This is a genomic window from Chitinophaga varians, from assembly GCF_012641275.1.
In the GTDB taxonomy this organism is placed as follows: domain Bacteria; phylum Bacteroidota; class Bacteroidia; order Chitinophagales; family Chitinophagaceae; genus Chitinophaga; species Chitinophaga varians_A.
In genome coordinates, this window is record NZ_JABAIA010000002.1 from 1,572,683 (window position 1) to 1,597,639 (window position 24,957).

General features: G+C 52.6%; 28 protein-coding genes. 8 read left to right on the forward strand and 20 right to left on the reverse strand.

The annotated features are described in order from the left end of the window. Positions 1-10: 10 nt before the first annotated feature. The 15 genes from HGH92_RS20980 to HGH92_RS21050 form a co-directional block, all read right to left on the reverse strand. Positions 11-772: a DUF2314 domain-containing protein gene (locus tag HGH92_RS20980; protein WP_168872703.1), complete on the reverse strand. Its 762-nt coding sequence runs from the start codon at positions 770-772 to the stop codon at positions 11-13. A 25-nt stretch (positions 773-797) separates the two neighbouring features. Beyond that, entirely contained in the window at positions 798-1,424 is a 627-nt protein-coding gene (locus HGH92_RS20985) for a hypothetical protein (protein WP_168872704.1), read from the reverse strand. A 5-nt stretch (positions 1,425-1,429) separates the two neighbouring features. Further along, a complete protein-coding gene (locus HGH92_RS20990) occupies positions 1,430-2,314 on the reverse strand; it encodes an SH3 domain-containing protein (protein ID WP_168872705.1) in 885 nt (294 codons plus the stop codon). 46 nt (positions 2,315-2,360) lie between these two features. Continuing rightward, the gene (locus HGH92_RS20995; protein WP_168872706.1) at positions 2,361-3,254 is read right to left on the reverse strand and encodes a GNAT family N-acetyltransferase; all 894 of its coding nucleotides are present in this window, start codon (positions 3,252-3,254) and stop codon (positions 2,361-2,363) included. A 102-nt stretch (positions 3,255-3,356) separates the two neighbouring features. Beyond that, positions 3,357-3,776 (reverse strand): SRPBCC domain-containing protein, encoded by a 420-nt coding sequence (locus HGH92_RS21000; RefSeq protein ID WP_168872707.1) that lies wholly within the window; start codon positions 3,774-3,776, stop codon positions 3,357-3,359. Between the two features lie 36 nt (positions 3,777-3,812). Further along, on the reverse strand, positions 3,813-4,625 hold the full coding sequence (locus HGH92_RS21005; protein ID WP_168872708.1) for an alpha/beta hydrolase fold domain-containing protein: 813 nt from the start codon (positions 4,623-4,625) through the stop codon (positions 3,813-3,815). 78 nt (positions 4,626-4,703) lie between these two features. After that, complete coding sequence (locus HGH92_RS21010) at positions 4,704-5,165, reverse strand: hypothetical protein (protein ID WP_168872709.1); 462 nt, start codon at positions 5,163-5,165, stop codon at positions 4,704-4,706. A gap of 17 nt (positions 5,166-5,182) precedes the next feature. Beyond that, on the reverse strand, positions 5,183-5,932 hold the full coding sequence (locus HGH92_RS21015) for an SDR family NAD(P)-dependent oxidoreductase (protein WP_168872710.1): 750 nt from the start codon (positions 5,930-5,932) through the stop codon (positions 5,183-5,185). Between the two features lie 83 nt (positions 5,933-6,015). Beyond that, positions 6,016-6,300 carry a winged helix-turn-helix domain-containing protein gene (locus HGH92_RS21020; RefSeq protein ID WP_168872711.1) on the reverse strand — a complete coding sequence of 95 codons (285 nt, stop codon included), beginning with the start codon at positions 6,298-6,300 and terminating at the stop codon, positions 6,016-6,018. 10 nt (positions 6,301-6,310) lie between these two features. Next, positions 6,311-6,883 carry a hypothetical protein gene (locus HGH92_RS21025; protein WP_168872712.1) on the reverse strand — a complete coding sequence of 191 codons (573 nt, stop codon included), beginning with the start codon at positions 6,881-6,883 and terminating at the stop codon, positions 6,311-6,313. Between the two features lie 132 nt (positions 6,884-7,015). Further along, positions 7,016-8,326: a sensor histidine kinase gene (locus tag HGH92_RS34205; protein WP_168872713.1), complete on the reverse strand. Its 1,311-nt coding sequence runs from the start codon at positions 8,324-8,326 to the stop codon at positions 7,016-7,018. 2 nt (positions 8,327-8,328) lie between these two features. Further along, complete coding sequence (locus HGH92_RS21035; protein WP_168872714.1) at positions 8,329-9,000, reverse strand: response regulator transcription factor; 672 nt, start codon at positions 8,998-9,000, stop codon at positions 8,329-8,331. A gap of 1 nt (position 9,001) precedes the next feature. Beyond that, entirely contained in the window at positions 9,002-9,880 is an 879-nt protein-coding gene (locus HGH92_RS21040; RefSeq protein ID WP_168872715.1) for a hypothetical protein, read from the reverse strand. A 24-nt stretch (positions 9,881-9,904) separates the two neighbouring features. Continuing rightward, positions 9,905-10,228: a hypothetical protein gene (locus HGH92_RS21045; protein ID WP_168872716.1), complete on the reverse strand. Its 324-nt coding sequence runs from the start codon at positions 10,226-10,228 to the stop codon at positions 9,905-9,907. Positions 10,229-10,294: 66 nt separating this feature from the next. Then, the gene (locus HGH92_RS21050) at positions 10,295-10,774 is read right to left on the reverse strand and encodes a hypothetical protein (protein WP_168872717.1); all 480 of its coding nucleotides are present in this window, start codon (positions 10,772-10,774) and stop codon (positions 10,295-10,297) included. Positions 10,775-10,922: 148 nt separating this feature from the next. On the opposite strand from HGH92_RS21050, the gene HGH92_RS21055 reads away from it, so the two are divergent. The 6 genes from HGH92_RS21055 (at position 10,923) to HGH92_RS21080 (ending at position 15,222) form a co-directional block, all read left to right on the forward strand. Next, positions 10,923-11,495 (forward strand): Crp/Fnr family transcriptional regulator, encoded by a 573-nt coding sequence (locus HGH92_RS21055; protein WP_168872718.1) that lies wholly within the window; start codon positions 10,923-10,925, stop codon positions 11,493-11,495. A gap of 74 nt (positions 11,496-11,569) precedes the next feature. Further along, complete coding sequence (locus HGH92_RS21060) at positions 11,570-12,769, forward strand: DUF418 domain-containing protein (RefSeq protein WP_168872719.1); 1,200 nt, start codon at positions 11,570-11,572, stop codon at positions 12,767-12,769. Between the two features lie 120 nt (positions 12,770-12,889). Beyond that, complete coding sequence (locus HGH92_RS21065; protein WP_168872720.1) at positions 12,890-13,432, forward strand: methylated-DNA--[protein]-cysteine S-methyltransferase; 543 nt, start codon at positions 12,890-12,892, stop codon at positions 13,430-13,432. Positions 13,433-13,476: 44 nt separating this feature from the next. Then, the gene (locus HGH92_RS21070) at positions 13,477-14,010 is read left to right on the forward strand and encodes an RNA polymerase sigma factor (RefSeq protein WP_168872721.1); all 534 of its coding nucleotides are present in this window, start codon (positions 13,477-13,479) and stop codon (positions 14,008-14,010) included. A 36-nt stretch (positions 14,011-14,046) separates the two neighbouring features. Beyond that, the gene (locus HGH92_RS21075) at positions 14,047-14,598 is read left to right on the forward strand and encodes a Crp/Fnr family transcriptional regulator (protein WP_168872722.1); all 552 of its coding nucleotides are present in this window, start codon (positions 14,047-14,049) and stop codon (positions 14,596-14,598) included. A gap of 45 nt (positions 14,599-14,643) precedes the next feature. Further along, positions 14,644-15,222, forward strand: coding sequence for an NAD(P)H-dependent oxidoreductase (locus HGH92_RS21080; protein WP_168872723.1), 579 nt, complete (start codon positions 14,644-14,646; stop codon positions 15,220-15,222). A 4-nt stretch (positions 15,223-15,226) separates the two neighbouring features. Here the strand turns inward: HGH92_RS21080 and HGH92_RS21085 are convergent, their stop codons facing one another. From HGH92_RS21085 to nudK, 3 genes are all read right to left on the reverse strand, one after another. Next, a complete protein-coding gene (locus HGH92_RS21085; protein WP_168872724.1) occupies positions 15,227-15,598 on the reverse strand; it encodes a VOC family protein in 372 nt (123 codons plus the stop codon). A 78-nt stretch (positions 15,599-15,676) separates the two neighbouring features. Beyond that, positions 15,677-16,471: a helix-turn-helix domain-containing protein gene (locus HGH92_RS21090; protein WP_168872725.1), complete on the reverse strand. Its 795-nt coding sequence runs from the start codon at positions 16,469-16,471 to the stop codon at positions 15,677-15,679. 42 nt (positions 16,472-16,513) lie between these two features. Further along, complete coding sequence (gene nudK, locus HGH92_RS21095) at positions 16,514-17,092, reverse strand: GDP-mannose pyrophosphatase NudK (protein WP_168872726.1); 579 nt, start codon at positions 17,090-17,092, stop codon at positions 16,514-16,516. Between the two features lie 55 nt (positions 17,093-17,147). Between nudK and HGH92_RS21100 the strand changes: the two genes are divergently transcribed. Together HGH92_RS21100 and HGH92_RS21105 are read left to right on the forward strand one after the other, a co-directional pair. Next, positions 17,148-17,906: a DeoR/GlpR family DNA-binding transcription regulator gene (locus HGH92_RS21100; protein ID WP_168872727.1), complete on the forward strand. Its 759-nt coding sequence runs from the start codon at positions 17,148-17,150 to the stop codon at positions 17,904-17,906. Between the two features lie 20 nt (positions 17,907-17,926). After that, positions 17,927-21,952 (forward strand): DEAD/DEAH box helicase, encoded by a 4,026-nt coding sequence (locus tag HGH92_RS21105; protein ID WP_168872728.1) that lies wholly within the window; start codon positions 17,927-17,929, stop codon positions 21,950-21,952. 101 nt (positions 21,953-22,053) lie between these two features. Here the strand turns inward: HGH92_RS21105 and HGH92_RS21110 are convergent, their stop codons facing one another. Continuing rightward, positions 22,054-22,809, reverse strand: a complete 756-nt coding sequence (locus tag HGH92_RS21110; RefSeq protein WP_168872729.1) for an SDR family NAD(P)-dependent oxidoreductase — start codon at positions 22,807-22,809, stop codon at positions 22,054-22,056. Positions 22,810-22,825: 16 nt separating this feature from the next. Further along, positions 22,826-24,541 (reverse strand): IlvD/Edd family dehydratase, encoded by a 1,716-nt coding sequence (locus HGH92_RS21115; RefSeq protein WP_168872730.1) that lies wholly within the window; start codon positions 24,539-24,541, stop codon positions 22,826-22,828. Positions 24,542-24,957: the final 416 nt, after the last annotated feature.

Sequence of the window (24,957 nt, forward strand, 5' to 3'; positions counted from 1 at the left end):
CGTTGTAGATTTATTTTCCCTCCAATACAGGAATCAGGTGTTCCCAGTTCAGTTGTTTGGCATAGTCCAGGGCTGTTTTCCCGGCGTTAGTTTGTTTGGAGGTATCGGCGCCATGTTCCAGCAACACTTCCACGATGCTGAGATTGCCGGCAATGGATTCTTTATGCAGTAATGTAAAACCGGCATCGTCTGTTGCGTTCAGCTCTCCGGGGTTCTGTTTCAGGAAGTCTACAAAGCTGGGCTTCATGTTTTTGCTCATCGGATGTTCGATGAGGTTCTCCGGATTTTCTTCCTGCTTGTTGACGATGAGCACATGGTTGTAGTCACCGAATTCGAGGCCCCAGGCTTCATCATGTTCCTGCCGTTCCTCTTCGGTCATACCCGCGCGCATAGCCTGCATGGTGAAGCCGCCGTAGGTACGGTCGTTGATGGCAAACAGCCAGTCGCTGATCTGGCTTACCGGTACACTGATTTCATCGCCATTGTTCACGTTGGTCAGTTCGTTCGGATCGTTGATCAGGATACCGTAGATGGTATCGCCATCAAAATTAATATCGTTGATCCACATGTGTTCTACTGTTGGTCTGTCAGCACCGGGGAACTGTTGGGAGAACGCCACTTTTACGCAGGCCACGTTCAGGCCGGGAACAATACGGCGATGTTCCCAGGAAAGTTCCCGCCAGAAATATTTAAAAGTGGCCTGGGCTTTTGCATAAGCGTCGAGCATTTCGGGGCTTTCTCCTTCTGCGAAGAAAATTTTTTTGTCGGACATGATTTTTGTTTTTCAGGTTAAGGTGTCAGGCCAGTTCGGCGCTGTGGATGGATACAAATTCTCCCTGTTCGTTATAGGCGTCGATGGCGAAAGCGTCGAAGCCGTTGCGTTGCAGGTAGGCAAGATCGGTTTTTTCTCCGGTGATCAGCCGGAGCTCACCTTCTTCATTCAGGAAGGTGTCCAGTTCATCTTCGTAATCGATGTTAAAGAAAGCGTGTAATACAATCTCAAACACGCTGTTGCCGGCTGCATCGGTATATGTTTGCGTTGCAGCCCTGTTGTTCAGCTGTTCCGGAGTCCATTCGTTACAAAAGTAATTATCATGGCCCTGGCGGGCGCCGTCGAACAACAGGATTTCTTCGCCGGTAAGAATATCTACGGCATAGATCAGCTCCGGCGCTTCATCTGTATTGGTGATGAGGCCATTGAAGTTTTTTCCGTAGTGTTTTTCGTGATGTTCGATATGGCGTGGCGTTTGTTTTACTTCCCAGCGGTACAGCTCACCATAATATTTGATGTTGAACAGCCGGCCGCCGGTGGAAGACTGAAGCTGGGCGCGCCATTCCACGGGGTGGATATTGGCAAAGTATGCGGCTTTGTCGTATACGGCAAAAGGCGCATACAAATCGGGTGCGGGTTTGTGTTCGGCCATGGATACTATTTTATCGCGGTGACTTTTTTGTTTTCCGGGTCCCAGATATAACGTTTGCTTTTTTTGTCGGTCACTTTCATGACATGTGCGCCATCCTTGTCCACTTTGTCGGTGGCTTCGGCTTCTTCCATATTCCACACGATCATATCGGGCTGCCCGTTTTTTTCATTAGGGAAGGTGAACTCTTCGCTGTGATAGTAAACATCGGCATCGCCGATATTGGTTTTGGAGGGCAGTTGTACCAGCTGGCCGTCTTTGGTCCAGGCGAAATAGTAATCGTCTGTCGGGATACCACAGGCTTCACCGGAGAAGGAGAGCACGGCGATGTGCTGCACATTGGTAAGGCCCATGCCGCTCATTACTTTGCCATAACTGAAATTGGCGGATTCATCGTCGCCGATCACTTGTGCGGCTTTCGCCAGCAGCACCCCATTTTGCACTACTTTCAGGCGTACGAGGTATTTGGGGAAGGTATCTCTTTTGTTGCCGGATACCGCGATGCTGTCGGCCCTGCGTTCGATGCCATATACAAATTTGAGATCGCCGCGGCGCATCGGTGAGCAGCTTACAAGCCCCTGCCAGATGTAACCTTTGCGGTATTCGCCATTTTTGGTGTAGGCGATTTTCAGCCACGGTCCCTGGATGCCGCGGATGGTCAGGCTTTGGGAGGCAACGCCGGTGAGGGTGATATTATCACCAGCCAGCAGCGTGTCCACAGGCGTTTGTTTGGTATCGGGGGATGCCCGGACATAGGCGGTGTCGGCAAAAACGTACCGGTCCACGGTGTCGCTACCGTTCATGTACAGCGACCAGCTGCGCATGTCCCGGAAATCCTGCGCAAACAGTTGATGGGAGATACAAACAAATAAAAAAAATAACAGCTTCTTCATAAAAACAGATTCTTTACGGTGGGATATGATATTATGTTATGTTATGTTATGTATGTGCTAAGGTTGGTATCATCAGCTGATTACCGGAGAAAAGACGCAGGTTTTTCTCCAGTACAAACAGCGTGAGGTCTTCTGTCTTCAACGGCAGCATGGTAAAGCCGCTATTATCTTTCGGTGTAAAGCCCAGCGTTATTTGTTGGGTGTCTTTTTTCATCAGCACCGGCAAAATATCACTCAACGATTGATGGGTCTCACCGAAAATATCATGACAGGTCATCACACCATCTTCGTGTTCCACCACAGCTACCATATCTACATCCTCCAGGTGATAGATGCATGACTGCATCGACTGTGTGCAGTAGAACATCAACAGGCCGGCGGGACTGGTGACGGTGAGCGCGGCAAACGGGTTGGACTGCGCATATTTTTGGAGCAGCAGCGCGCGGTCGGCCGCGTTGTCCATATCCAGCTGACGTACTTTTCCTGGTTGTGGTGCCAGCTGCCGGGTATGATACTGGTATTCGCCTGCCGGCACAAATCCGAACTTCGGGTAAAAGTCAAGCACTTTTTCATTGGCGAAAAGGAACATCACATCGTACTGTCCTTTCCACTCTTCGAAGATTTTATCCATCAGCCACCGGGAAAGGCCCTGGTGGCGGTAGTCAGGGTGTGTCATGACAGTGCCCAGCTGCAGCCAGGTCTGCTCTTTTTCCTGCCAGCGTACCTGCAGGACGTTGACGGTGGCATTGGCAATAACGGTATCGCCGTCCATGAGCACATGCGGCACGCAGGTATGGTCCCAATAGCCGTTTTGGTGCCACGGCTCAAAGCTGAGGCGGAACGTTTGGACGGAAAGCTGATCAAAACTAAGTCTGACGGGGTTATTGTCTTTGATGCCGGCAATATAGGTATATGTTCTACCCTTGATATTGTATTTCATGTCGTTAACGCACAATTTCAGATCATTGCGGCGAAGATAGGGAATATAAAACAAACTGGACGGCCATAGGGCCGTCCTTTGTTATTGCTTGTTGGGTGGAACTCAATGATTTTCTGCATACCGGCGGAAGTGTTCGAGCACGCCTGCGCAGAAAGCCTGTTGCTCAGTTTCGGGCGTACCTTTTTCCGGATCAAACAGCTCGGTGATGGATACGCCTTCCGGGGTAATGCTGAACAGGTCGATGGTCCTTCTGCCGTCGGACAGGACGTAGCTGAGTTTTTCATGGAGTATCACTTCGTCATAGGTGCCTGCGAAGGTGAAACCACTGCCATTGGCTGTTTCCATGACGAAGCTGAATTTGCCGCCGGAGCGGACGTCATTTTCTACGGAGGTGGTTTTCCATTCAGTGGATGGATTGTTCCATTGCATGATGTGTTCCGGCCCTGTCCAGTAGTCCCATATTTTTTCGATGGGCGCTTTTACCAATGTAGAGGCGGAGAGAAGCGCAGTCTGGTTTTCCATGAGGTACAAATTGATGATTTGTAAGATAACTAATATTTATCCATGAACATCCATGAAGGCGCTGATTTTCTCCAGTGTGCTGATGGTGGCTGGCGACTGTATGGCTGTCAGCGGCCATACATGTGTCTGCCCTTCAAAGGTGATCATATCGGCGAAGGGAGCGACAGTCCGGATGCGATCATAGAAATGTTTGCTGTCGTCGTATAGTACTTCCCGTGAGCCTGTCAGTATCAGTACCGGAGGGAAGGTGCCGAAGGTGCGCAATCCTGCGCTGGCGGCTTCAATCCTGCCTTGTGCGTAGTAATCCGCAAACCGTTTCATCTCTTCTTTGCTGAGGATAGGGTCGTTGGCACGGCGTGTCTCATATGATTCGTTCTCGCAGCGGAGGTCCAGCCAGGGCGAGATGAGCACCACACCGGCGGGCTGTTTGACGGGCGTACCGGATAACTGGTGGATGACGGAGACGAGTATGCCGCCGCCGGCGCTGTCGCCCAACAGGAATATGCTGGTGGCTGGATAGGCGGCAGCGATATGACGGTATACTTTCTCGGCATCGTTGCAGCCTGCGGGGAACGGATGTTCAGGCGCCAGCGCATATTCCACCAGCAGTATTTTGCGGCGGAGCGTGGAGGCGAAGTGGCTGGTCATGGCCCGGTGTGAATGCAACGAGCCTAGTGCATAGGAGCCGCCGTGCAGCAGTATGATGAGTTCACCGACGGTAGCGTTGACTGGTATAAACCAGTGACAGCGCACACCTGCTATGGTCGTGCTTTCAATTTTTACGGTTTCATCGGTAGGGTAGATGTCTCCCAGCTGGTCGAACTGTTGTCTTATTTGTTGAATATCCATGCGATGGCTAGTTTGGGCGTTAGCTGGTAAGGCAAGTAGCGTCAGTAAGAAAATGCATAGTCGTTTCATGTCTGCTGTTTAATGGTATTCGTTGTACAATGCCCACACGAGCAGGATAAACGAAATAAGCTGCAGGATGTTCCGCGAGGTGGTCCATTTTATCCATTGCCGGCTTCTTTTCAGCAGTTCCGGTGTACGTGGCGCGTCGTTATTCATTTTAGAGAAAGCGAGGATTTCTTTCACGAAATAGGTGGCCGTAGGAATGGTCACAGCGAGGAAACAAACCAGCGCCGTCAGCAGATAAGGCCTTACTGCAGGCCGCAACCAGTTGGTGGCCAGTGCGGTGATGAATGAAACAAGGAACAGCAGCTGCACGGGTATCCAGAAACGTGCGGAATGTTTGGTTTGTGGTGTGATCAGGGCAAAGGAGCGTGGGGGATCGGCAAACCAGTGTGGCATGCGGAAAATGCGCTCCCAGGAGCCTGCCAGGAAAACGACAGCGGCGGCGATGGTGGCCGTCCATAATGAAAGAAGATGCATAGTGTTGATTTAAGCGTTTATCCGGCGGTGATGCCGCCATCGACAGGGATAGCAGCGCCGGTGATGTATGTGGACTGTTCTGATGCGAGAAACAGGATAAGGGGGATGATGTCTTCCACCGTAGATATCCTGCCGATGGGCATGCCGGCGGCTATTTTTTCCTGCATGCCGGGTTTAGCGGCCATGCGTTGCAGCCATTGTTCCGTCTGGATGGCGCTCACCACCAGCGCGTTGACACGGATGTTGTGACGTGCCTGTTCCAGCGCTGCCGCTTTGGTAAGGCCGATGACGCCGTGTTTGGCGGCCACGTACGCCGCGATGCCCTGACCTACGCCTTTCACGCCCGCTGTGCTGGCGGTGTTGATGATGCTGCCACCGTGGGCTTTCATGGCCAGTATCTCATATTTGAGGGAATGGAAGATGCCTGTGAGGTTCACTGCCAGCGTATCGGAGAACTGGCGGCTGGTCATCTGTTCCAGCGGACCGGTATATAGGTTGGCGCCGGCATTGTTAAAAGCAACATCCGGCGGGCCGTACCGCCTGCATGTTTCGTTGAGGAGGTGTTCCACTTCCTGCTCGTTCGTAACATCGGCTTGTACGAAGGTGGCTTCGCCACCGTCCGGACGGATGTTGGTTTCCAATTGTAATCCTTCAGCAAGGCGGCGGCCACAAAAAATTACCCGCGCCTCCATGGCGGCGAAGGCTCGGGCGGCGGCGGCACCCAGCCCAGAAGTACCGCCGGTGATCAATATGGTTTTACCTTTCATGGTGATCGTATTATTAATGTAGTTTGTATTGCAAACTAAAATGGTTTAAAAAAAGCCGGCCATCGTACCGGTTGACTGCACCCTTACAGATGCAGGTATTTTTTAATATCGTCCACATACTGCTCAAAAGCTTTACGGCCTTTGGCGGTAAGTTTACAGATGGTATGCGGATAGTTGCCCTTATAGGTTTTAATCACTTCGATATATGCTGCTTCACTCAGTTTTTTGATCTGATGGCTCAGGTTGCCCTGCGTAGTATTGGTGGTTTCCATCAAATAGGCAAAATCGGCCTGTTTTAATTTGATCAGTACGGACACGATGGCCAATCGTACCGGTGTATTTAAAACAGGATCTAAATCATTGAACATCCGTATTTGTTTATACTGTTGACTTTTTAAGCAGATACCCTGGTGCCAGATAGCCGGTCAGTACGGCCACGCCCAGCAGCAAAGGGGCATACTGTTCAGGCACAAAGATACTGGTCACTGCCAAAATAAAAAACAATACACCTCCGCTGATCAGTGGCCGGAAACGTAATACCAGTCCTGTTACCAGCGTACCTGCGCCACCAATCAGCATATTACTGGTAAAAGGCTGGTTATGTTGCAGCACATTGATCAGCACAGACACCATAAAACTGATACCCAGTACAAGCCAGAGGTTCTTCAGATAAAAACCAAGATAGGTCTGTACCGCTCCCGGCCGCGACTGATAATGCCGGAAGGAAAGAAAAATGCCTGTAGCTACCAGTACCGGAAAAGGGAGGAAAAACAGCTTAAATGAAGTGAACGTTTTCAAAATAAAAAACAGGATACAACTCGCTGCTATGAGCCAGCCCCATAGCAGGAACAAAAAACTGTGCTCCCGCGCATTTTCCCTGGTTTGGGAAATGGCTTCTGTGATGATTTTCAGCCCTTGCAGCGGCTCCAGGTGATTGTCGGTCGTTTCCATTTAGTCATCAACTTTAAATCAAATATAAATATAGTTTGTGTTACAAACCAAAATATATTTTCCAGGAGATAAAAATGATTTTTACGCTATGGATAATAATCTTATCGGGCGATAGTTGCTATACGGGTCCGGTCACAGCGGAAAGCGCAGGGTAAAGGTACTTCCCTGGCCTACAGCGGTGTCCACGCTAATCTGTATATGGTGGTACTGCGCAATGGTATGAGCGATCGCCAGGCCGAGCCCATAGCCTTCTGTCGTGTCCCGTTGTACTTTCCGGAAACGATGGAAGATGGTATCTACTTCCGGGGAGGAAATACCAATACCTGTATCACTGATGATCAGCAGATAATGGTCGGGGTGGATTTCTTCCGTTACCGTGATGCTGCCGTTTTCCCGGTTGTACTTGATGGCATTCTGCAACAGGTTGTACACTAACTGAAAGATCAGGTCGTGATTGAGATGGTGCAGGACGGTTTGTGAAGAGAGGTGCATGGAAAAACGGAGGTTTTTCTCTTCCAGGCGATGGACCAGCTCCTCCATGACCTCTGTTACCAGCAGGCAGGGAGAGAAAGCCTCGTTTTTAGGAAACTGATCGTTTTCTATGCGTGAAATCAGCAGCAGGGAATGAACAATTTTCTTCAGGCGCTTCAGGGTTTTCATCATGCCCTGTATGGTATGCAGCAGTGCTTCGTCTGATTCCCTTTCTACCAGGAGGTTTTCCATTTTGCTTTGCAGGATGCTGATGGGCGTCATCAGTTCATGAGATGCGTTGGAAGTAAACTCCCGTTCTTTTTCAAAGGCTTCATTGATTTTGTTCATCAGTTCCACGAGGGAGTTGTCGAGATACTGAAAGTCTGCTGTAGACGTCTTTACGGGTGGCGCCTGTGCCTTGAACGGGAAGCGCCGGTGAAGCAGCCGTGTCTGGATAATGCCTCCCAGTGGTTTTAGTAACAGCCGTGTAAATACAAGGTCGATGAGGATGGTGATGATAATGAGCCCACCGAGCACGTAGAGCGCCATCCGTTGTAGTGGGCGGTTATATTGGTTGATGGTGGTGGTTTTTCTGCCTACTTCCAAAAGAAAGGCCCGGTGATTGGCTTGCAGGATGTGGCTAAGGACGCGATAGCTCAGGGTGTCCCCTTCCACTACCCGTTGCAGGGTGGCGATGGTGTCTGGCAGGATGGTTTTGCCGGCAGGTTCCAGAGAGATGTACTCTTCCTTGAGCATGGTATAACTGCCGTAGGTATCTTCCCCCTGGAGGTAGGCGTCGATGCCGTTTTGTTGTATTACCTGCAGCACCTTTTTCTTCTGTTCGCGCAGATAATAATCATTGTACTGATGTGCGATATCTTCTACCAATACCGGCAGCAACAGCACGAACAGCAATGCTACCGCCATTTTTGACAGTGTAATAAATAGTGTCAGTTTGGTAAAGAGTTTCACGCTCAGATTTTTATTTTATAGCCTACATGCCGGATGGTTTGTAGCCAGTCTACTGTTGCATAGGACGACAATTTCCGCCGGATGTTCCTGATGTGGACATCAATATAGTTAGAATCATATTCATCATCTGCGAGATCGCCCCATATATGGTCACTGAGCTGCATGCGTGATAATGGTCTGTTTTTATGCAACAGCATGTAACTCAGCAGGTCAAATTCTTTACGGGAGAGGGGGATCTCCGTTTGTTCGAAATACACATTTCTTTTTTGCAGGTCCACATTAAAGTCGCCGAGCGGCACCAGCACGTCCTGCAACCCATACTTTCTCCGGGAAATGGCCTGCATGCGGGATTGCAGTTCCAGCAGGGAAAAAGGTTTAGGGAGATAGTCATCTGCCCCGAGGTCCAGGCCTTTGATGCGGTCTTCCAGTTGTCCGCGGGCAGTGAGAATGATATAGGCTGCTTCCGGGCATAATTTTCGTGCGCGTTGCAGCAGCTGTAGCCCGTCCATGTCCGGCAGTCCGAGGTCCAGCAATACAAAATCGTAGGTATTGTCTTCCAGCCGGACAAGTGCCTGGCTGGCGGATGCCACAAGGTCACAGTGATATGCCTTTTTCAGAAAGGCCTCCATTTCCGTGGCGATGGATTTTTCGTCTTCGATGATTAACACCTTCATATCAGAACTGATAGTAAAAACTGCAATTCACAAATGAGTGAGTTTCGCCGGCGCCTGTGAGAGCTTTATCACTCAGGAGGGACAGCTGGTATTCCACTTCTACCATGTAGTGCGCGCGGTTGTAGGCCAGCGGCACTTTGAGGTTGTAGGACAGCAGGTCAAACCGGGAAGCTTCTTCGGTGACTGTTTGCCGGCCGACCGGTACGCCGGGCAGCAGGGGGAGCGGTAGTCCCATTTTACTGAGCTGGAGATATTTTTCCTGTACGTAGGACTGATAAAAGCGTTGCGTACCGGCCACTATGTCCAGTGCCGGCGTCAACGTGATAACGTCTTTGTTTTTCATGATGCTGCCCAGCGTGATTTGTTTTTCGGTGTTAAACGTTATAAACAGGTCTTCCTGTTTACCGAATGCGTAATCTGCCTGGATGCCGGTCGTCATCCAATACCGGTATTTCAGTTCAGCCGAAGCGTTGTCCGGGTTTGCGGCCTGCAGAAACTGGGAAGACCCCGGGTAAAAGGTATGACTGTAGGCTATTGTGGCGGTTAACTTCTTCCCTATCGGGAAGTTGAACCCGGCAGTGGCGCTGGTGGCAGATACTGTATTGGCTGAGTCATGCAGCAACCGGTAGGCTGTTCCGCTGAAGTAGAGGCCGAACGGAAACTGCAAAACACCACTGGCGGCCACATAGGGCAGGGGAGTGGCAGCCGTTTGCCCGTAGTAGTTGGCATTGTTGGCGTAGAGCGCCCCAAGTGTAAACGTTGTTTTTTTCGGCGCTTCTGTCTGTGCCGTATCTGCCGGTACGCGTGCGGTATCTGTTTGCGCCTGCACAGACGTATGGCACAGCCCCGCCAGAAGGGTCAGTATTAGTGCATATCTCATGACAATATCAATATTTTTAACCCGTCAGATAAGCTTTCGGATAATGATTTTTGGTTTAATGATCCTGATTGGTTGGACTGGCAATGGAGAAGGAATAGCCATCGGTTTGATGCCGCGCCTGGATTTAGGCACTTCTTTTATTTCCGGGAGCTTTACTTCCGGAAGGACCGATGCGTCAGCTGGTTTTTCGACAGGTTTATCTGCCGGCGTACGGGCCGGCGGAATACTGTCTGTTAAAGGGTCCATATGGTCAGCGGTACTAACATGTCCATATCCATAGCCTTTTTGAGGCTGCAGCCATGTCATCGCAGACATGAGCAGGGATGCCAATATGAACCGTCTTACCATATGAACAGGATGAAGGCAGAATTTTGCCGTTGTGTTGCCGGCAAAATTCTGCTTTTTCTTTTGAAATTACAATATGCCCAGGCGTGCGCCTCCGGATATTTTTGTGTTCATCCGTACCGGTGCAACCACTTTTACCGCCTGCCGGGCCGCCGCGTGTATATTGGCCTGGGCGTTGACAGCACCGCTTCCGGCTTTCAGTGTTTGTTGCCCTGCGGCTTGTATGCCTGATTGCGCACCGATGCTGCCTGCATTTAATGTTTGCTGTGCCGCCGTTTGTACGCCGGCCGTTGCTTCAGTTACATGGGCACCGGCCTGTATGGCCTGCCGGGCAGACGCTTCTGCTGTTGCCGCCTGGCTGTTGCTCATACCGGCGCTGTTGACTGCCGGTCCGGACACGGTCGCATTCGCGCTGCCGCCGGCCGTCGTTTGTACGTTGCCGGGTTGCACCCCCGTAGTCATACTCCCACTGGTCTTAACGGTGGCCTGTTGCGCAAAAACTGCTCCGGAAAAGGTGAATGCTGCGAGGAACAATACTGTTGATTTCATAATAAACGGTTTTTCAGGTATTTGAATGATTGTCTGGAATCAAAAGTAGAAGGGCAAGATGAAGCGAAAATGAAAATTGGGAATTTTTTATCAGTCTGATCATGCACCTGTCAGAACGGATCTTTGGATCATTGTGTACCTTGCCGCCATGAAATACCAGGAAGCCGTTATTGAAGAACTGTTGACCACCGCCTTTCAGGACGAGGCCCTGCGCAATGCCTACTATGAAGCGGCGCAGGAAAAAATGTTCAGAAAAGGGGACCTGCTGCTGGAACAGGGGCAGATCTGCCGTTATTGTTATACCCTGTTGTCCGGCGCTGTCAGAGGGTTCTACCTGAAAGACGGCCGGGAGGTCACCACCTCATTTTGTTTTGCCAACGATGTGGTGATGTCGCTGGAAAGCGCTACCCGCCTGACGCCCAGCCCGGAGTCATTTGAAGTGCTGGAAGACAGCCTGGTGGAAGTGGTGTCTGTAGAGAAGCTCACGCTGTTACGGACACAGTTCCCGGTACTGGAAAAAGTATGGACACTGAGCATGGAAGCCTATGCCATCTGGCTGGAGGAACGGCTGGCCAGTTTGCAGTTCGCTACGGCCAAAGAACGCTACGGGCAATTATTGGAACGTTACCCGGAAATAGTGCGGAAGGTGCAGTTGAGCCATATTGCGTCCTATCTGGGCATTACCCTCGAGACCCTGAGCCGCATCCGGGCAAAGGGATAATTATTTGACATATATCAAACGGCGACTGGCACCGGTACCCCAATTTTGCTGCATCAAATAAAACAAGCTTATTTATGCAGTCGTCCGTATCCACCCTTCCGCTACCTGCCACCCGCCGTATAGACGCGCTGGACGCTATCAGGGGCGTGGCATTGGGTGGCATCCTGCTGGTGAACATGGGCCTTTTCGCTTTCCCGGCCCTTTATATGGCTCCTTCTGACTGGTGGCCCGGTACCACCGGCAAAATAGTGGTGCAGCTGATCAGCTTTTTCGGTGAAGGCAAGTTTGTGTCCATGTTCTCTTTCCTGTTTGGCCTCGGGTTTATACTTTTCCTGCAAAGTGCGGAAAGGAAAGGGCTGCCGCCGGTACGGCTGTTCCTGCGCCGCCTGCTGGTACTGCTGGTGATCGGCTGTATACACGCTCACCTGATCTGGTTCGGCGATGTGCTCTGTTTTTACAGCGTGCTGGGCGTGCTGTTGCTTTTCTTCAGGAAGATGCCCCCGCCTGCCTTGCTGAAATGGGCTGGGGGCCTGCTGATAGTACCGGTGGTATTATATGTGGCGACAGGCACGCTTATCGGACCGGATTTTTACAAAGCCGGCCTTTCGTATAGTGATGCGGGTTATAAGGCTATCGAGGTATACCGTTCCGGCACGCTCCGGCAGATATGGGAGCAGAATGCTGCCGACCTGCTGACGGCCCGAATGGGTTACCTGATGGAAACGCCGATGATGCTGGCCATGTTCCTGCTGGGCGCCTATGCCGGCAAAAGGGGCATCTTCCGGCAGCCGGAGGCACATGAAGTGTTTATCCGGAAGGTACAGACCTGGACGGCATGGATTGGCTGGCCCCTGGTAGCTTGTTTCGCGCTGCTGGGACAGGCTGGTCCCAATACGCCATTGGGTGGCAACAGTATGATGATAAACACTTACATCGCGGCCCCTCTTATTGGTATATTTTATATCGCCACCCTCACCCGGCTGCTGCAACGGGCTCAATGGCAGCGGTGGTTGCGGCCTTTCCAGGCCGCCGGGCGCATGGCGGCCACTAACTATCTCCTGCAATCTGTTACCTGTATCTGGATCTATTACAGTTTTGGCGGCGGACTGTATGCATATGCCAGCCCTCCCGTGTACCTGCTCATCTGGCTGCTGGTACTGGGAGGCCAACTCGCCGTCAGTTCCTGGTGGATGGACCATTTCCGCTTTGGCCCGGTAGAATGGATATGGCGAAAACTGACTTACGGTAAAGCCTATGCGATAAAAGCGGAATAGCACATCCATATCGTGGACCCGCCCTCCGCTGCACGACAGGCGGAGGGCTTTTTGTACGTTGAGACATCGGCTAAATGCCCGATATCTCAAATTATCGGTAAATTGACCGATATAACAACTATGACCGAAAGTAATAACATCATATACAAAACACAGGTGCAAACACCGTTGGGCGTCATGATTGCCGGCGCTACGGCCGAAGGCGTCTGTCTGCTGGAATTCACCGAACGTAAAATCCTGGATGCGCAATGGGCTTCCCTCCGCAGGCTGCTGAAGGCAACGGTGGCGGAAGAAGACCATCCACATTTTGTTTTGCTGCAACAGGAGCTGGACGCCTACTTCGCGGGGCAGCTGCATCATTTCTCCGTACCGCTGCACATGCCGGGAACAGATTTTCAACAGGCGGTATGGCAGCTGCTGCTGGAGGTGCCTTACGGCGATGTACGGAGCTATAAACAGCAGGCCATGCTGCTGCAGCGCCCCCACGCCGTGCGCGCAGTAGGGCACGCCAACGGCATGAACCGCATCTCCATTATCGTGCCCTGTCACCGCATCGTGGCCGGCAATGGCGACCTGACAGGCTACGGCGGCGGTATCTGGCGTAAAGAATGGCTGCTGGCGCACGAGGGCCGCCATCAAAAAAAAGTTGAAAATATCGGGTGATCAATCCCGCTTTATGGTATCAACTGGTTGATTAAATCGTTTTTATGACAACCTTTACAGATCAGGAACTCATTATACAACTGAAATCAGGCGACCGCCATGCAACAGCGGTCATCTACCGGCAATATTTCCCCATGGTAGCGGCCTACGTGCAACAGCACAACGGTCACGCTGCTGACGCCGAAGATATTTTTCAGGAAGTGATGCTGGTACTGGTACAGAAAATACAGGCCCCTGATTTCTTGCTCACGGCCTCACTCAAAACATACCTCTACGCTATCGCCCGTAACTGCTGGTGCAAACGCCTGCGCGATGACCGCCTGCTGCTTCCCGGAACAGCGCTTCCGGAAGAAGCAGGCATGCCCGACCTCTTCCCCGAGCCACCCGCCACCGCAAGGGTACAGGGATGGCTGGCAAGTATAACGGACAACTGCAAACGAATTTTGAAAGCGCTCTTTTTTTATCAGCAGCCTATCACGCTGCTGGCGCAAAAGATGGGCTGGAAAAATAAACATACGGCCGACAACCAGAAATACAAATGCCTGCAACAGCTGCGCAAAGCAGCCCTGGAGAAGTGACCTTCTTTATCACCCAAAAAAGACGGAACTTTGCGCATGCTGAATATATTCCGTCATTCACAATTAACAGAGGCCGATCTGGACGAACTTGACCAGGTCATGAAAACCACACAACTCGAAAAGCAGGATTATTTTATCCGGGAAGGAAACGTATGCCGGCAACTGGCCTTTCTCAGCAAAGGCATCCTGCGCTCTTTTTATGTAAAGGACAACGGAGAAGAAATTACGGACTGTATCATGTTCGAAGGACAGCTGGTGACGGCCTATTCCAGTCTCATTACCGGCCAGCCGGCTTTTGAGAACATACAGGCCATCACGGATTGTGAACTGCAGATGGTGGATCGCGACGACCTGTACCGCCTGTACGAACACAATATCCGCTGGGCCAATACCGGCCGCACTTTCGGGGAACAGGAATTTGTGATGATGGAACAGCGTATCCGTTCTTTTCAGCAATACACGGCCAAAGAACGTTATGAGGAAATGGTGCGCCGGCATCCGCGCATGATACAACAGGTGCCGTTACAATACCTCGCTTCCTACCTGGGCATTACGCCACAGCACCTGAGCCGCCTGCGAAAAAATTAACATTTGTTCAGTGCCGCCTGCTGCGCTACAGGTAGTTTTGCAGGCATGAAAAAGATATTGATCGTTAATGGTCACCCTGACCGCGAAAGCTACAACACCCAACTACAGGAAGCCTATAAAACCGGCGCGCTGCAATCCGGCGCAGACGTGACGGAAATTCATCTCGGTTCGTTGCAGTTTGACCCCAACCTGCGCTATGGCTACCGCAAACGGATGGAGCTGGAACCTGACCTGCTGGACGCCTGGGGAAAAATTGAAGCCGCGGAGCATATTGTGTGGATCTTTCCGGTGTGGTGGGGATCTCTGCCCGCACTGATGAAAGGGTTCTTTGACCGTCTTTTCCTGCCAGGATTTGCTTTCAGCTATCGTGAAAACAGTATGCTGATAAACAAAAAACTGAAAGGTAAAACGTCCCGCCTCATCTGCACCATGGACACGCCGGTATGGTTCCATACGTTGTATTACCAGTCCACCGGCATCCGCGCTTTCCGCAGCATGGTACTGCGTTTCTGTGGCATCAAAATAAAGGGGACTACTTACATAGCCCCTATTAAATTCATGAAGCCCGGTGGAAAGGAAAAAGGTCTTCAAAAAGTGACCGCCCTCGGAAAGCGTTTAGCCTAGACCGTTATTGTATCGAGGTGATCCACCAGGTAATGTCATATGGATCTTTCACGCCACAGGTCCTGCCATAGGACTGGTCGCTGAGCTCCATAACGGTGGTGGCGCCGTGGTCGAGTGCGGCCTGGTAGCTGGCGTCCGCATCTTCCACGTAGATGAACAGCTGGCCCGGCGCTGGTTTCCATTGGTCCCGTGAACCACCGACCATGATGGTGCTGTCACCGATCACCAGTTCTGCGTGCCGCACCTGTTGGTCGTCATGCAGACTGAGATGGTTCAGTTGTGCCTGAAATACCGCTTGTGTAAAGGCCAGGAACCCGTTGGCGTCTTTGATCATAAGATATGGCATCACGCTCTGATGCCCTGCCGGAATCTTCATAACAGTAGTTATTAACAGTGAAACAATACTGCGAAGCTAGTTTCAGCCGTGTTGTGAAAATTGGAAAAACGCGACATTTTAATCCATCCAGGCGGTGGCGCCGGAACTGCCGGAAAAGAAGGCTTTCGGGTGCTCTCCGGAGAACTCCCTGAAATCATGAATGAAATGCGACTGGTCGTAGTAGCCGCAATCCAGCGCTATCTGCGTGAGGGACGGCGCATTGGGGCCATATAGCCGGATGGCCGCATGAAAGCGGGCGATACGGGAAAACATTTTCGGCGTAAAGCCTGCATATTGCCGGAACTGTCTTTCGAACTGGCGGGTGGACAGGTAGTGGTCCTGCGCCAGTTGTTTGACTGACAGCATGCCCTGTGTTTCGATGATGGTCCGGATAGCCTGGAATACAGGCGGCTGCACATTGTCCTGTTTGGTGAGCCTTTGCTCCAGGAAGTCTTCCAGGATATCAATCCGTTGTTGATGATTAACCGCCAGCGCGATTTTTTCTTCCAGTTGCCTGCCGGTGCCGGCCAGCAAAGTGCTGAGATCAGGCATCTGGTTGGTCAGTTCACTGGTCGGGATGTTAAAAAGCAGCGGAATAGCCTGCGGATAAAGATATACGCCGAATATGCCAAATCCGCTGTCAATATGGAATTTACGGGTAGATTGGCTTTGCCCGTGGACGCCGGCAGAGAATGAAGCGTCCCGCTTGCCGTTGGACAGCAATTCATCAAATACCCCATGATAGTGGAACAACAGTTCCGGGCACATATCAGCCAGGGAATGATGCGTGTAAGGCTGATCACTCTCCAGTGCCCAATAAAATCGCACTATGCCGCGAAACCTGGCCGAGGGCGGGATGGTCTGGTATTGCATGGAACGGGCCGTTTGATGCCGGCATCCTAAAGATAAGAAAACTCAGAGCAACTGATGTAATTGCGCATATTGCAACAGCATGATCGTTTTACCATCGCGGATACGGCCGTCTGACATCATTTGCAGCGCTTCACGGAAGGGGATTTCCAATACCTCAATTTCTTCCTGTTCATGTTCCAGTCCACCACCATCGTTTATCTTCATGGAGCTGTCATAGGCTGCCACAAAAAAATACAGTATCTCCGTCACAGACCCCGGCGACATATAAGCTTCAAATATCTTCTTAACATCCGTAATACGGTAGCCGGTTTCTTCTTCCGCTTCCCGGCGGATACACTCTTCCGGATTGCTTTTGTCCAGCAGGCCGGCGCAGGCTTCTATCAGCATACCATCAGCGTTGCCATTGATAAAAGTGGGCATGCGGAACTGGCGGGTGAGGATGACGGTCTGCTGTGCCTTGTTGTACAATAAGATCACCGCGCCATTGCCACGGTCGTACGCTTCGCGGGACTGTATTTCCAGAGCGCCGTTTCTTTTCAGATACTCATAGGTGACTTTTTTCAGCGTGTACCAGTTGTCAGACAGGACTGTTGTGTCAATGATTTTTGCTTTGGGTGTCATAAAAATGATTATATTTGATCGAATTTGATTATTTTGATCAAAATTAGATAAAAAAATGGGATTTCCTGAGCGAAAGCAAAAAATATTAAAACTGCTGGACCAGCATGATAACCGGGATGTACAGGAAATAGCGGACGCACTGGGCATTTCAGCGATCACTATCCGGCGTGACCTGCAGCAGCTGTCAGAGGAAGGGCTGCTGGTACGCACCCACGGCGGCGCCATGAAAGCGCCGGCGCTGCATTCATTTACCGCTTTTGCAGACAAAGCCGGCGTAGGACAGGAGCGTAAGCAGCATATCGGTAAGCTGGCGGCCGCGCAGGTGAAACCGGGAGATACCATTTTCCTCGACTGCGGCAGCACGGTATTTGCCATGTGCCAGCACCTGCGCAAAACAGGACCGCTGCGGGTGATCACCAATTCCCTGCCGGTGGTGGCGGCTTTGATGGATTGTGACCAGGTAACGGTGAACCTCATCGGTGGCGAGATCGACAAAGAACGGAAGGCCATGCACGGCCAACGGGCATTGCAGCATATCGACAGCTATCATGCCGCCAAAGCCTTCATCGGCACTGACGGACTGTCGCTGAAAAACGGGCTCACGGCCTTCAGTGAAAAAGAAGCGTCTGTCAGCAAAGCCATGGCAGCACAGGCAGACACCGTGTACCTGTTGTGCGATTCCGGCAAAATAGGGAAGGACAGCTACCTGAAATACGCGCCGCTCACCCTCTTCCATCATCTTATCACCGACCGGCAACTGCCCGCCACCACAGCAGCACAGCTCAACGCCAAAGGCGTCTCCGTCATTTCCTGAAATGCGCTACATTTGACGGTATGATCAATGAAGCCTGGTATTTGCAACGGTACCAATCCCAGTCAGACGCTGTAAGGCTGGTAATGGACGTGCTCTCCATATATCTTTACCCGTTAGACAAACATACCCTGTTTGACGCGGTGCAACTGCTCATGCCTTTCTCCCGCCCGGAGCTGGAAGACATGCTGCTCGACCTGCGGGAGCAGGAGCTGTTGCAGATGAACGTGAACGGGCATTATAACCTGCCGCCCGCATTGAGTTTTCAGCTGTTGCCTGCCAATATTGTGCGGCCGGAATATCAGCCGGTAGTGGACCGTACCGGCCGCGCCATTCATGCGTTTTATTCTGTCAACGCCCGGTTGCAGGACCTGCAGCAGTTGCTGGTGGCATGGTTCACGGGTGACCGCTATCTGCTGTCGCCGCCTATCCGGCGAATGGAACTGGAGCTCTCTGAATACCAGCCGTGGTTGTCCTACCTGTTGTTTTTTCCCGCCTACGAAGGGCTGTTGCAGCTGTTCTCCGAAACAGCGACAGACAGCATCTTCGCCTTCGCGGTGAAATTTCATCTGCTGCAACTGCCGCCAATGGACGAGCTGTTGGCCCTGCAACAACGCAGTGGCAGCCAGTTTCCGGAGCTGCAGTTATTGCAGGGCGATCTGCATACCGCCTTCGGTGATACCACCGCCGATGAATTGTTTGGCAAAGCCCTGGTCACCTTGTACCAGGGACAGCCTGCCGCCGCGCTGACGGCCTTCGATAAAGGCATCAAACGGCAACGGCAGTACGACAAAAAGAACACGCTGCCGGTTTCTCCGCTGTTTGCATTTTATTATGCGCTGACATTGACGCTGCTGCCGGGAGAGAAGAGCAACGCCGTGGTCCAGAAATTACTGGCCGCCTATGAACGGAAAATTTTCCCGGCCGTTACGCCCGCTATCTGCCTGCTGTACCTGCATACCGGCAGAAAGGAAAAAGCAGAGAACCTGCTGCTCTTGTTACTGGAGCGAAACGAACAGCCGCTGCTCAGTTACCTGTCGGTGATCGCGCTGCAGCTGCTGCATCCGCGCAGCAAGCTGCTGATCACTTTCCGCGTGCAGGCGGACGTATTGCTGCGCCGCGGTATGGAGCATCACTACCGGTTACTCACCTACGAATATTTATACCTCTTCCGTGATGCAGGCTATGCCGGTTATGCGCCTGCCTTTACGGCCGCCGGCGCTGTAGTGCGGTACGGGCCGGTATTGTCGCAGATGAAGATCACCGCCGACTGGGAGCGGTTGCTCAACACGCTGCTCGTCCCGGAAGATGCTGCCGGTAAGTCCAAACCCGCACCGGTACACCGGTTGATCTACCTGGTGGATTTTAATCACTATAAACTGCAACCTGTGGTGCAAACAGCCAATGGCGACGGCACCTGGAGCAGTGGCCGCAGCGTGCCGCTGAAAAAACTGAAAGACGGCAAAGCGGAAGCCATGACCGATCAGGACCAGCGCATCAGCACCACCATTCAAAAGGACCATTACTATAACCACGACGGAGAAGCCTTTTCTTTCGATAACCGTGTATGGGAGGAACTGGCAGGGCACCCTCTGCTTTTCCTGGATGAAAACCCGGCCATACCCGTGGAGATTGTAAAAGGCATACCGGAACTGATGGTAAACTATAACGGTAAGGATTATACGTTTACAGCCAATATCGATGATTATTCCAGTGAGCTGGTGTTTGTTAAAGAAACGCCTGTCCGGTTAAAAGTTATCCGTCTTACCCCGCAGCAGCGTAAAGTGTTGCAAACACTGTCGCAGGTGCCGGTAGTGCCGGCAGAAGGGCGGGAGAAGCTGATGCAGGTGCTGAAAAGCATCGGTGCCCACCTCACGGTGCATTCCGAACTAGCCGACGGCTCCATCAATATCCGCAAGCGTGACGGAGATGCCCGCATTGTGATACAGCTGCTGCCTTTCGGCGCCGGTATCAAAGCGGGGCTGTTTGTGAAGCCGTTCACGCTGGACCCGCCTTATTGCAAGCCTGGCGCCGGCGCGGCGCATATCATCGGCATCAGCAACGGGGAACGCTGGCAGGCCAACCGCCAGCTGGAGTTGGAGAAAACCAACGAAACACGGCTGCTGGAACTGATACAACAGATTGTGCCGCAGGAGCTGGTGGCCGATACGCTGGTATTTGAAGACCCGGCAGACTGCCTCGAACTGCTGGACCTGATACGCGCCCATCCCGAACTGGTGCGTGCGGAATGGCCGGAAGGAGAACGTTACCAGGTAAAAGACCAGGTCAATTTCTCCCACGTCGCATTGTCGCTGAAGGAAAAAGGGCACTGGTTCCTCTGCAATGCCGAAGTAAGGGTGGATGAAAACCTCGTATTGACTTTCCGGGAGCTGCTGGACACCAAACGTATTATTAAGAAACGTTTCCTTGCGTTGGACAACGGCGAATTCCTGTCACTGACGGCCGACTTACGCAAACGGCTCAACGAACTGGCGAGCATCGCCATATCCGGCCCGCACGGGCTGGGTATTCCCCGCTACGCTGCTTCCTTGTTGGACGACTGGTTGCAGGAAGCCGGTCAGGCGGAGGTCGACGAAGCCTGGGCGGCGTTTATCCGTAAACGTGACTCGGCCATGGACCTGCACCCTGAGGTGCCGGTGACCCTGCAGACCAGCTTACGTCCCTACCAGGAAGAGGGTTTCCGCTGGATGGCCCACCTGGCCGCATGGGGAGCAGGCGCCTGTCTGGCAGATGATATGGGCCTTGGCAAAACCGTACAGGCGATAGCGTTATTGCTGCACCGTGCAGAGGAAGGACCGGCGCTGGTGATCTGTCCCGCTTCCGTATTGCCCAACTGGGTCAATGAAATGGCCCGTTTCGCCCCTTCGCTGAATATCATCCAGCTGCAACCGGGCAAGCGTGCGGCGCAACTGAAGGGTGTGGGCGCCTTCGACGTGGTGGTGGCCACCTATGGCATCTTACAGCAGGAAGCACAGCTGTTTGCCGGCGTACATTGGAGCACCGCCGTGCTGGACGAAGCCCATACCATCAAAAACTATCAGACCAAAACATCTAAAGCAGCCATGGCATTGCAGGCGGATTTCCGTCTGATGCTAACAGGCACGCCTATACAAAACCATATGGGCGAAATATGGAACCTCTTTAATTTCCTGAACCCCGGTTTGCTGGGAACGCTCGATCATTTCAATGAACAGTTTGTGTTCCCCAGCGTGCGTAATCCGGAGAGCACGGTAAAGCAGCACCTGAAGCGGTTGCTGGCGCCTTTTTTACTGCGGCGCACCAAAACGGCCGTACTGGAAGAGCTGCCGCCTAAAACGGAGATCACCCGGTTGGTGGAGCTGTCTTATGAAGAGATGTCGTTTTACGAGGCGATACGCCGCAAGGCGGTAGAGAACCTGGCCGTGCCGGAAGAAAACCTGGGCCGCCGGCAGATGAAGGCGCTTGCGGAGATCAGCCGCCTGCGTATGTCTGCCTGCCATCCGCAGCTGGTGGACGGCGAAAGCAGTATCACTTCTTCCAAACTGAATGTCTTCCTGGAGATAGCACAGGAGCTTATTTCCAACAATCACCGCGCACTGGTGTTCAGCCAGTTTGTGCGTCACCTGGAGCTGGTAAAAGACGCGCTGGTACAACGGGGCATTACCTGCCTGTATCTCGACGGGTCTACGCCCATACCACAGCGGGAGCAGCTGGTGCGTGATTTCCAGGCCGGCAAGGGACAGCTGTTTCTGATAAGCCTCAAAGCCGGCGGGGTAGGGCTGAACCTCACCGCCGCAGACTATGTGGTACACCTCGACCCATGGTGGAACCCCGCCATCGAGGAACAGGCTTCCGACAGGGCACACCGCATCGGGCAAACAAGGCCGGTCACTATCTACCGGCTGGTAGCGCAACATACCATCGAAGAAAAAATCATCGAGCTGCATAACAGCAAACGTGACCTCGCCGATCGCCTGCTGGAAGGCAGCGACCAGTCCGGCCGTCTCTCAGCAGAGGAACTGATGGAGTTAATTACGAATTACGAATGACGAATTACGAATTAAGGGTTCTTGTATGGAAAGGTTACTCAGTAACCGCTCTATAAGGAAGTCCTTAATTCGTAATTCGTCATTCGTAATTCGTAATTGAATCAGGGTTGTGGGCTGGTACTGGTCCAGCCGCCGTCGATCACCAGGCTTTGTCCGGTGATATGCCGTGCCTGTTCTGATACCAGGAACAGTGCAGCCTGCGCAATGTCTGCTGTGGAGGCGGCGCGGCCCATGGGCGTAAGTTTTGACCAGGTGTCGGCGTAGCCCGGTTCTGACATTGTCCTTTCCGTGAGCGTAGCGCCTGGCGCTATGGTATTTACTGTTATTTTATAGGGAGATAATTCAATCACCAGGTTTTTGGCAAGCATTTCCAGCGCGGCCTTGCTCATACCATAGGCGGCGAGGTCTTTGTGCGCCTGGTGGCCCGTCACTGATGAGGTGAAGAGGATAGCGCCGCCTCGTTGTTGTTTTTTCATCTGGTTGGCCGCCGCCTGAGCCAGGAAGAAGGTACCGGCCAGGTTCACCTGCATCACCCGGCTGAAGGCTTCCGGCGTATAGGTAAAGAAGTCGCCGAACAGCGTGATGCCTGCATTGGCGATGACGATATCGAGGCCGCCATACTGTACCACCGCGGCATGTACCATTTTCTGAATAAAGCTGATATCACTGGCATCGCCGGGGAAGGCAATGCACCGGCCGTTTTCTGAAGTGATGGTATTGGCTGCTGCTGCGGCCAGCGAGGCGTCCATGTCGTTGAGAATAACGGCGACGCCATTAGCCGCCAGCTGCCGGCAGATCTCGAAGCCGATGCCCTGTCCGGCGCCGGTCACGATAGCTACTTTGGATGGTGTTGTCATAACGGGAATATGTTTTTTAGTGCGAGTCCCGGGTCACCTGACTGCCGGAACCGCCTTTTAGGAAATCGAGGTCGGCGCCCAGGTGCGCCTGTTCCACATGTTGCTGGTATAACTGTACATAGCCTCTGTTGGCCACCGGATGCGCCGGTTGCCATGCGGCCTTGCGCCGGGCAATCTCTTCCTGCGACAGGTCTGCATGAAGGCTCCGGTTGGCCACATCCAGCGTGATGACATCTCCATCGCGTAGGATGGCCAGCGTGCCGCCGGCAGCAGCTTCAGGAGATACATGCAATACCACCGTGCCGAAGCCGGTGCCGCTCATACGGCCGTCGGAGATCCGGACCATATCGGTAATCCCTTTGGCCAGCAGTTTGGCCGGCAATCCCATGTTGCCTACTTCCGGCATGCCCGGATAACCTTTGGGGCCTACGTTTTTCAGCACCAATACACTGTTTTCGTCCACATCGAGCGCGGGATCGTCGATACGGCGTTTATAGTCGTCGATGTCTTCAAACACGATGGCCGGACCGGTATGCCGCATAAGCCGCGGTGTGGCCGCCGAAGGTTTGATCACCGCGCCTTCCTCACAGATATTCCCTTTCAGTACCACGATGCCGGATATATTATTGAACGGCGCTTCCAGCGTGGTGATGACTTCGGGGTTGTAAGCCGCGGCATGACGGTAGTTGTCGCCCACCGTTCTGCCGTTGGCCGTGAGGCAGTCTTTGTGCAGACGGGAGAGGAGCGCGTTCATCACCGCCGGCAGGCCGCCGGCGTAATACAGGTCCTCCATGAAATACATCCCTGACGGCTGCAGGTTGGCCAGCAGCGGTATATCAGCCGACCAGGTGTCTATGTCCGCCAGCGATACGTCTACGCCTATACGTCCGGCAATGGCCAGCAGATGCACCACAAAATTGGTGGACCCGCCAATGGCCGCATTGACCATAATAGCGTTCTCAAAAGCCTCCCGGGTAAGTATCTGCGACAGGCGGCGGTCTTCCCGCACCATCCTGACGATCTCCATGCCCGACAGATGGGCCAATACCTTACGTGCCGCATCGGGGGCAGGAATGGCGGCATTCTGTGGCAACGACAGGCCCAATGCTTCTACCATACAGGCCATCGTAGAGGCGGTGCCCATAACAGCACAGTGGCCATCGCTGCGGCACATGCCCGCTTCGGCCATCGCCAGCTCTTCACTGGTCATTTTACCGGAGCGCAGCTCCTCGCTGAACCGCCATATATCGCTGGTGCCGATGCTTCTTCCCATATGCCTTCCCGTGAGCATGGACCCTCCGGAAACCACAATGGTGGGCAGATCTACGCTGCAGGCGCCCATAACCAGCGCCGGCGTGGTTTTGTCGCAGCCGCAAAGCAATACCACGCCATCCAGCGGATTGGCACGGACAGATTCCTCCACGTCCATGCTGACCAGGTTGCGGTACAGCATCGCCGTCGGCTTGATCAGCGTTTCTCCCAGTGACATCACCGGAAATTCCAGCGGGTAACCCCCCGCTTCAATAACCCCCCGTTTGACAGATTCGGCCAGCTCCCGGAAATGAGAGTTGCAGGGCGTCAGCTCCGACCAGGTGTTGCAAATGCCGATCACCGGCTTGCCTTCCAGCTCATGCGCCGGAATGCCCTGTTTTTTTAGCCAGGCGCGGTATATAAAGCCATCTTTGCCATCACGGGCAAACCACTGGCTGCTTCTTAATTTTGATGCTTCCATGCTGCTTAAAATACAAATTTTTTTCCGGGATCCCAGAGCTGAAGCCCTGGGCTACGTTTTGTTTTCGTTTATGTGCTGCAATGTTTCTTAGTATACGGTGTCTGTCAGCTGTGTGCTGTAGTTTTTTTTGTATAAGGTGCCTTGTCAGCTTTGCACAGTAATGTTTCCTGATAAGGCGCCTGTCAGCACTGGAGGCCTGATCTAAACGTAGCCCAGGGCTTCAGCCCTGGGAAGCATGATAATTTGTTTTCCGCTGCTGCAGCTTTGCAGCAGCGATTTGTGTTTAAATCGGCAGCTAACATATAATCACGTTTTCCTACATGATAAGTAGACTTATATTTAACAGATGTTTATCATCTCCCCGATATTTAATTCAAAATTTATTATGGAATTTGGTTCCCTAAGCATCTTACCAA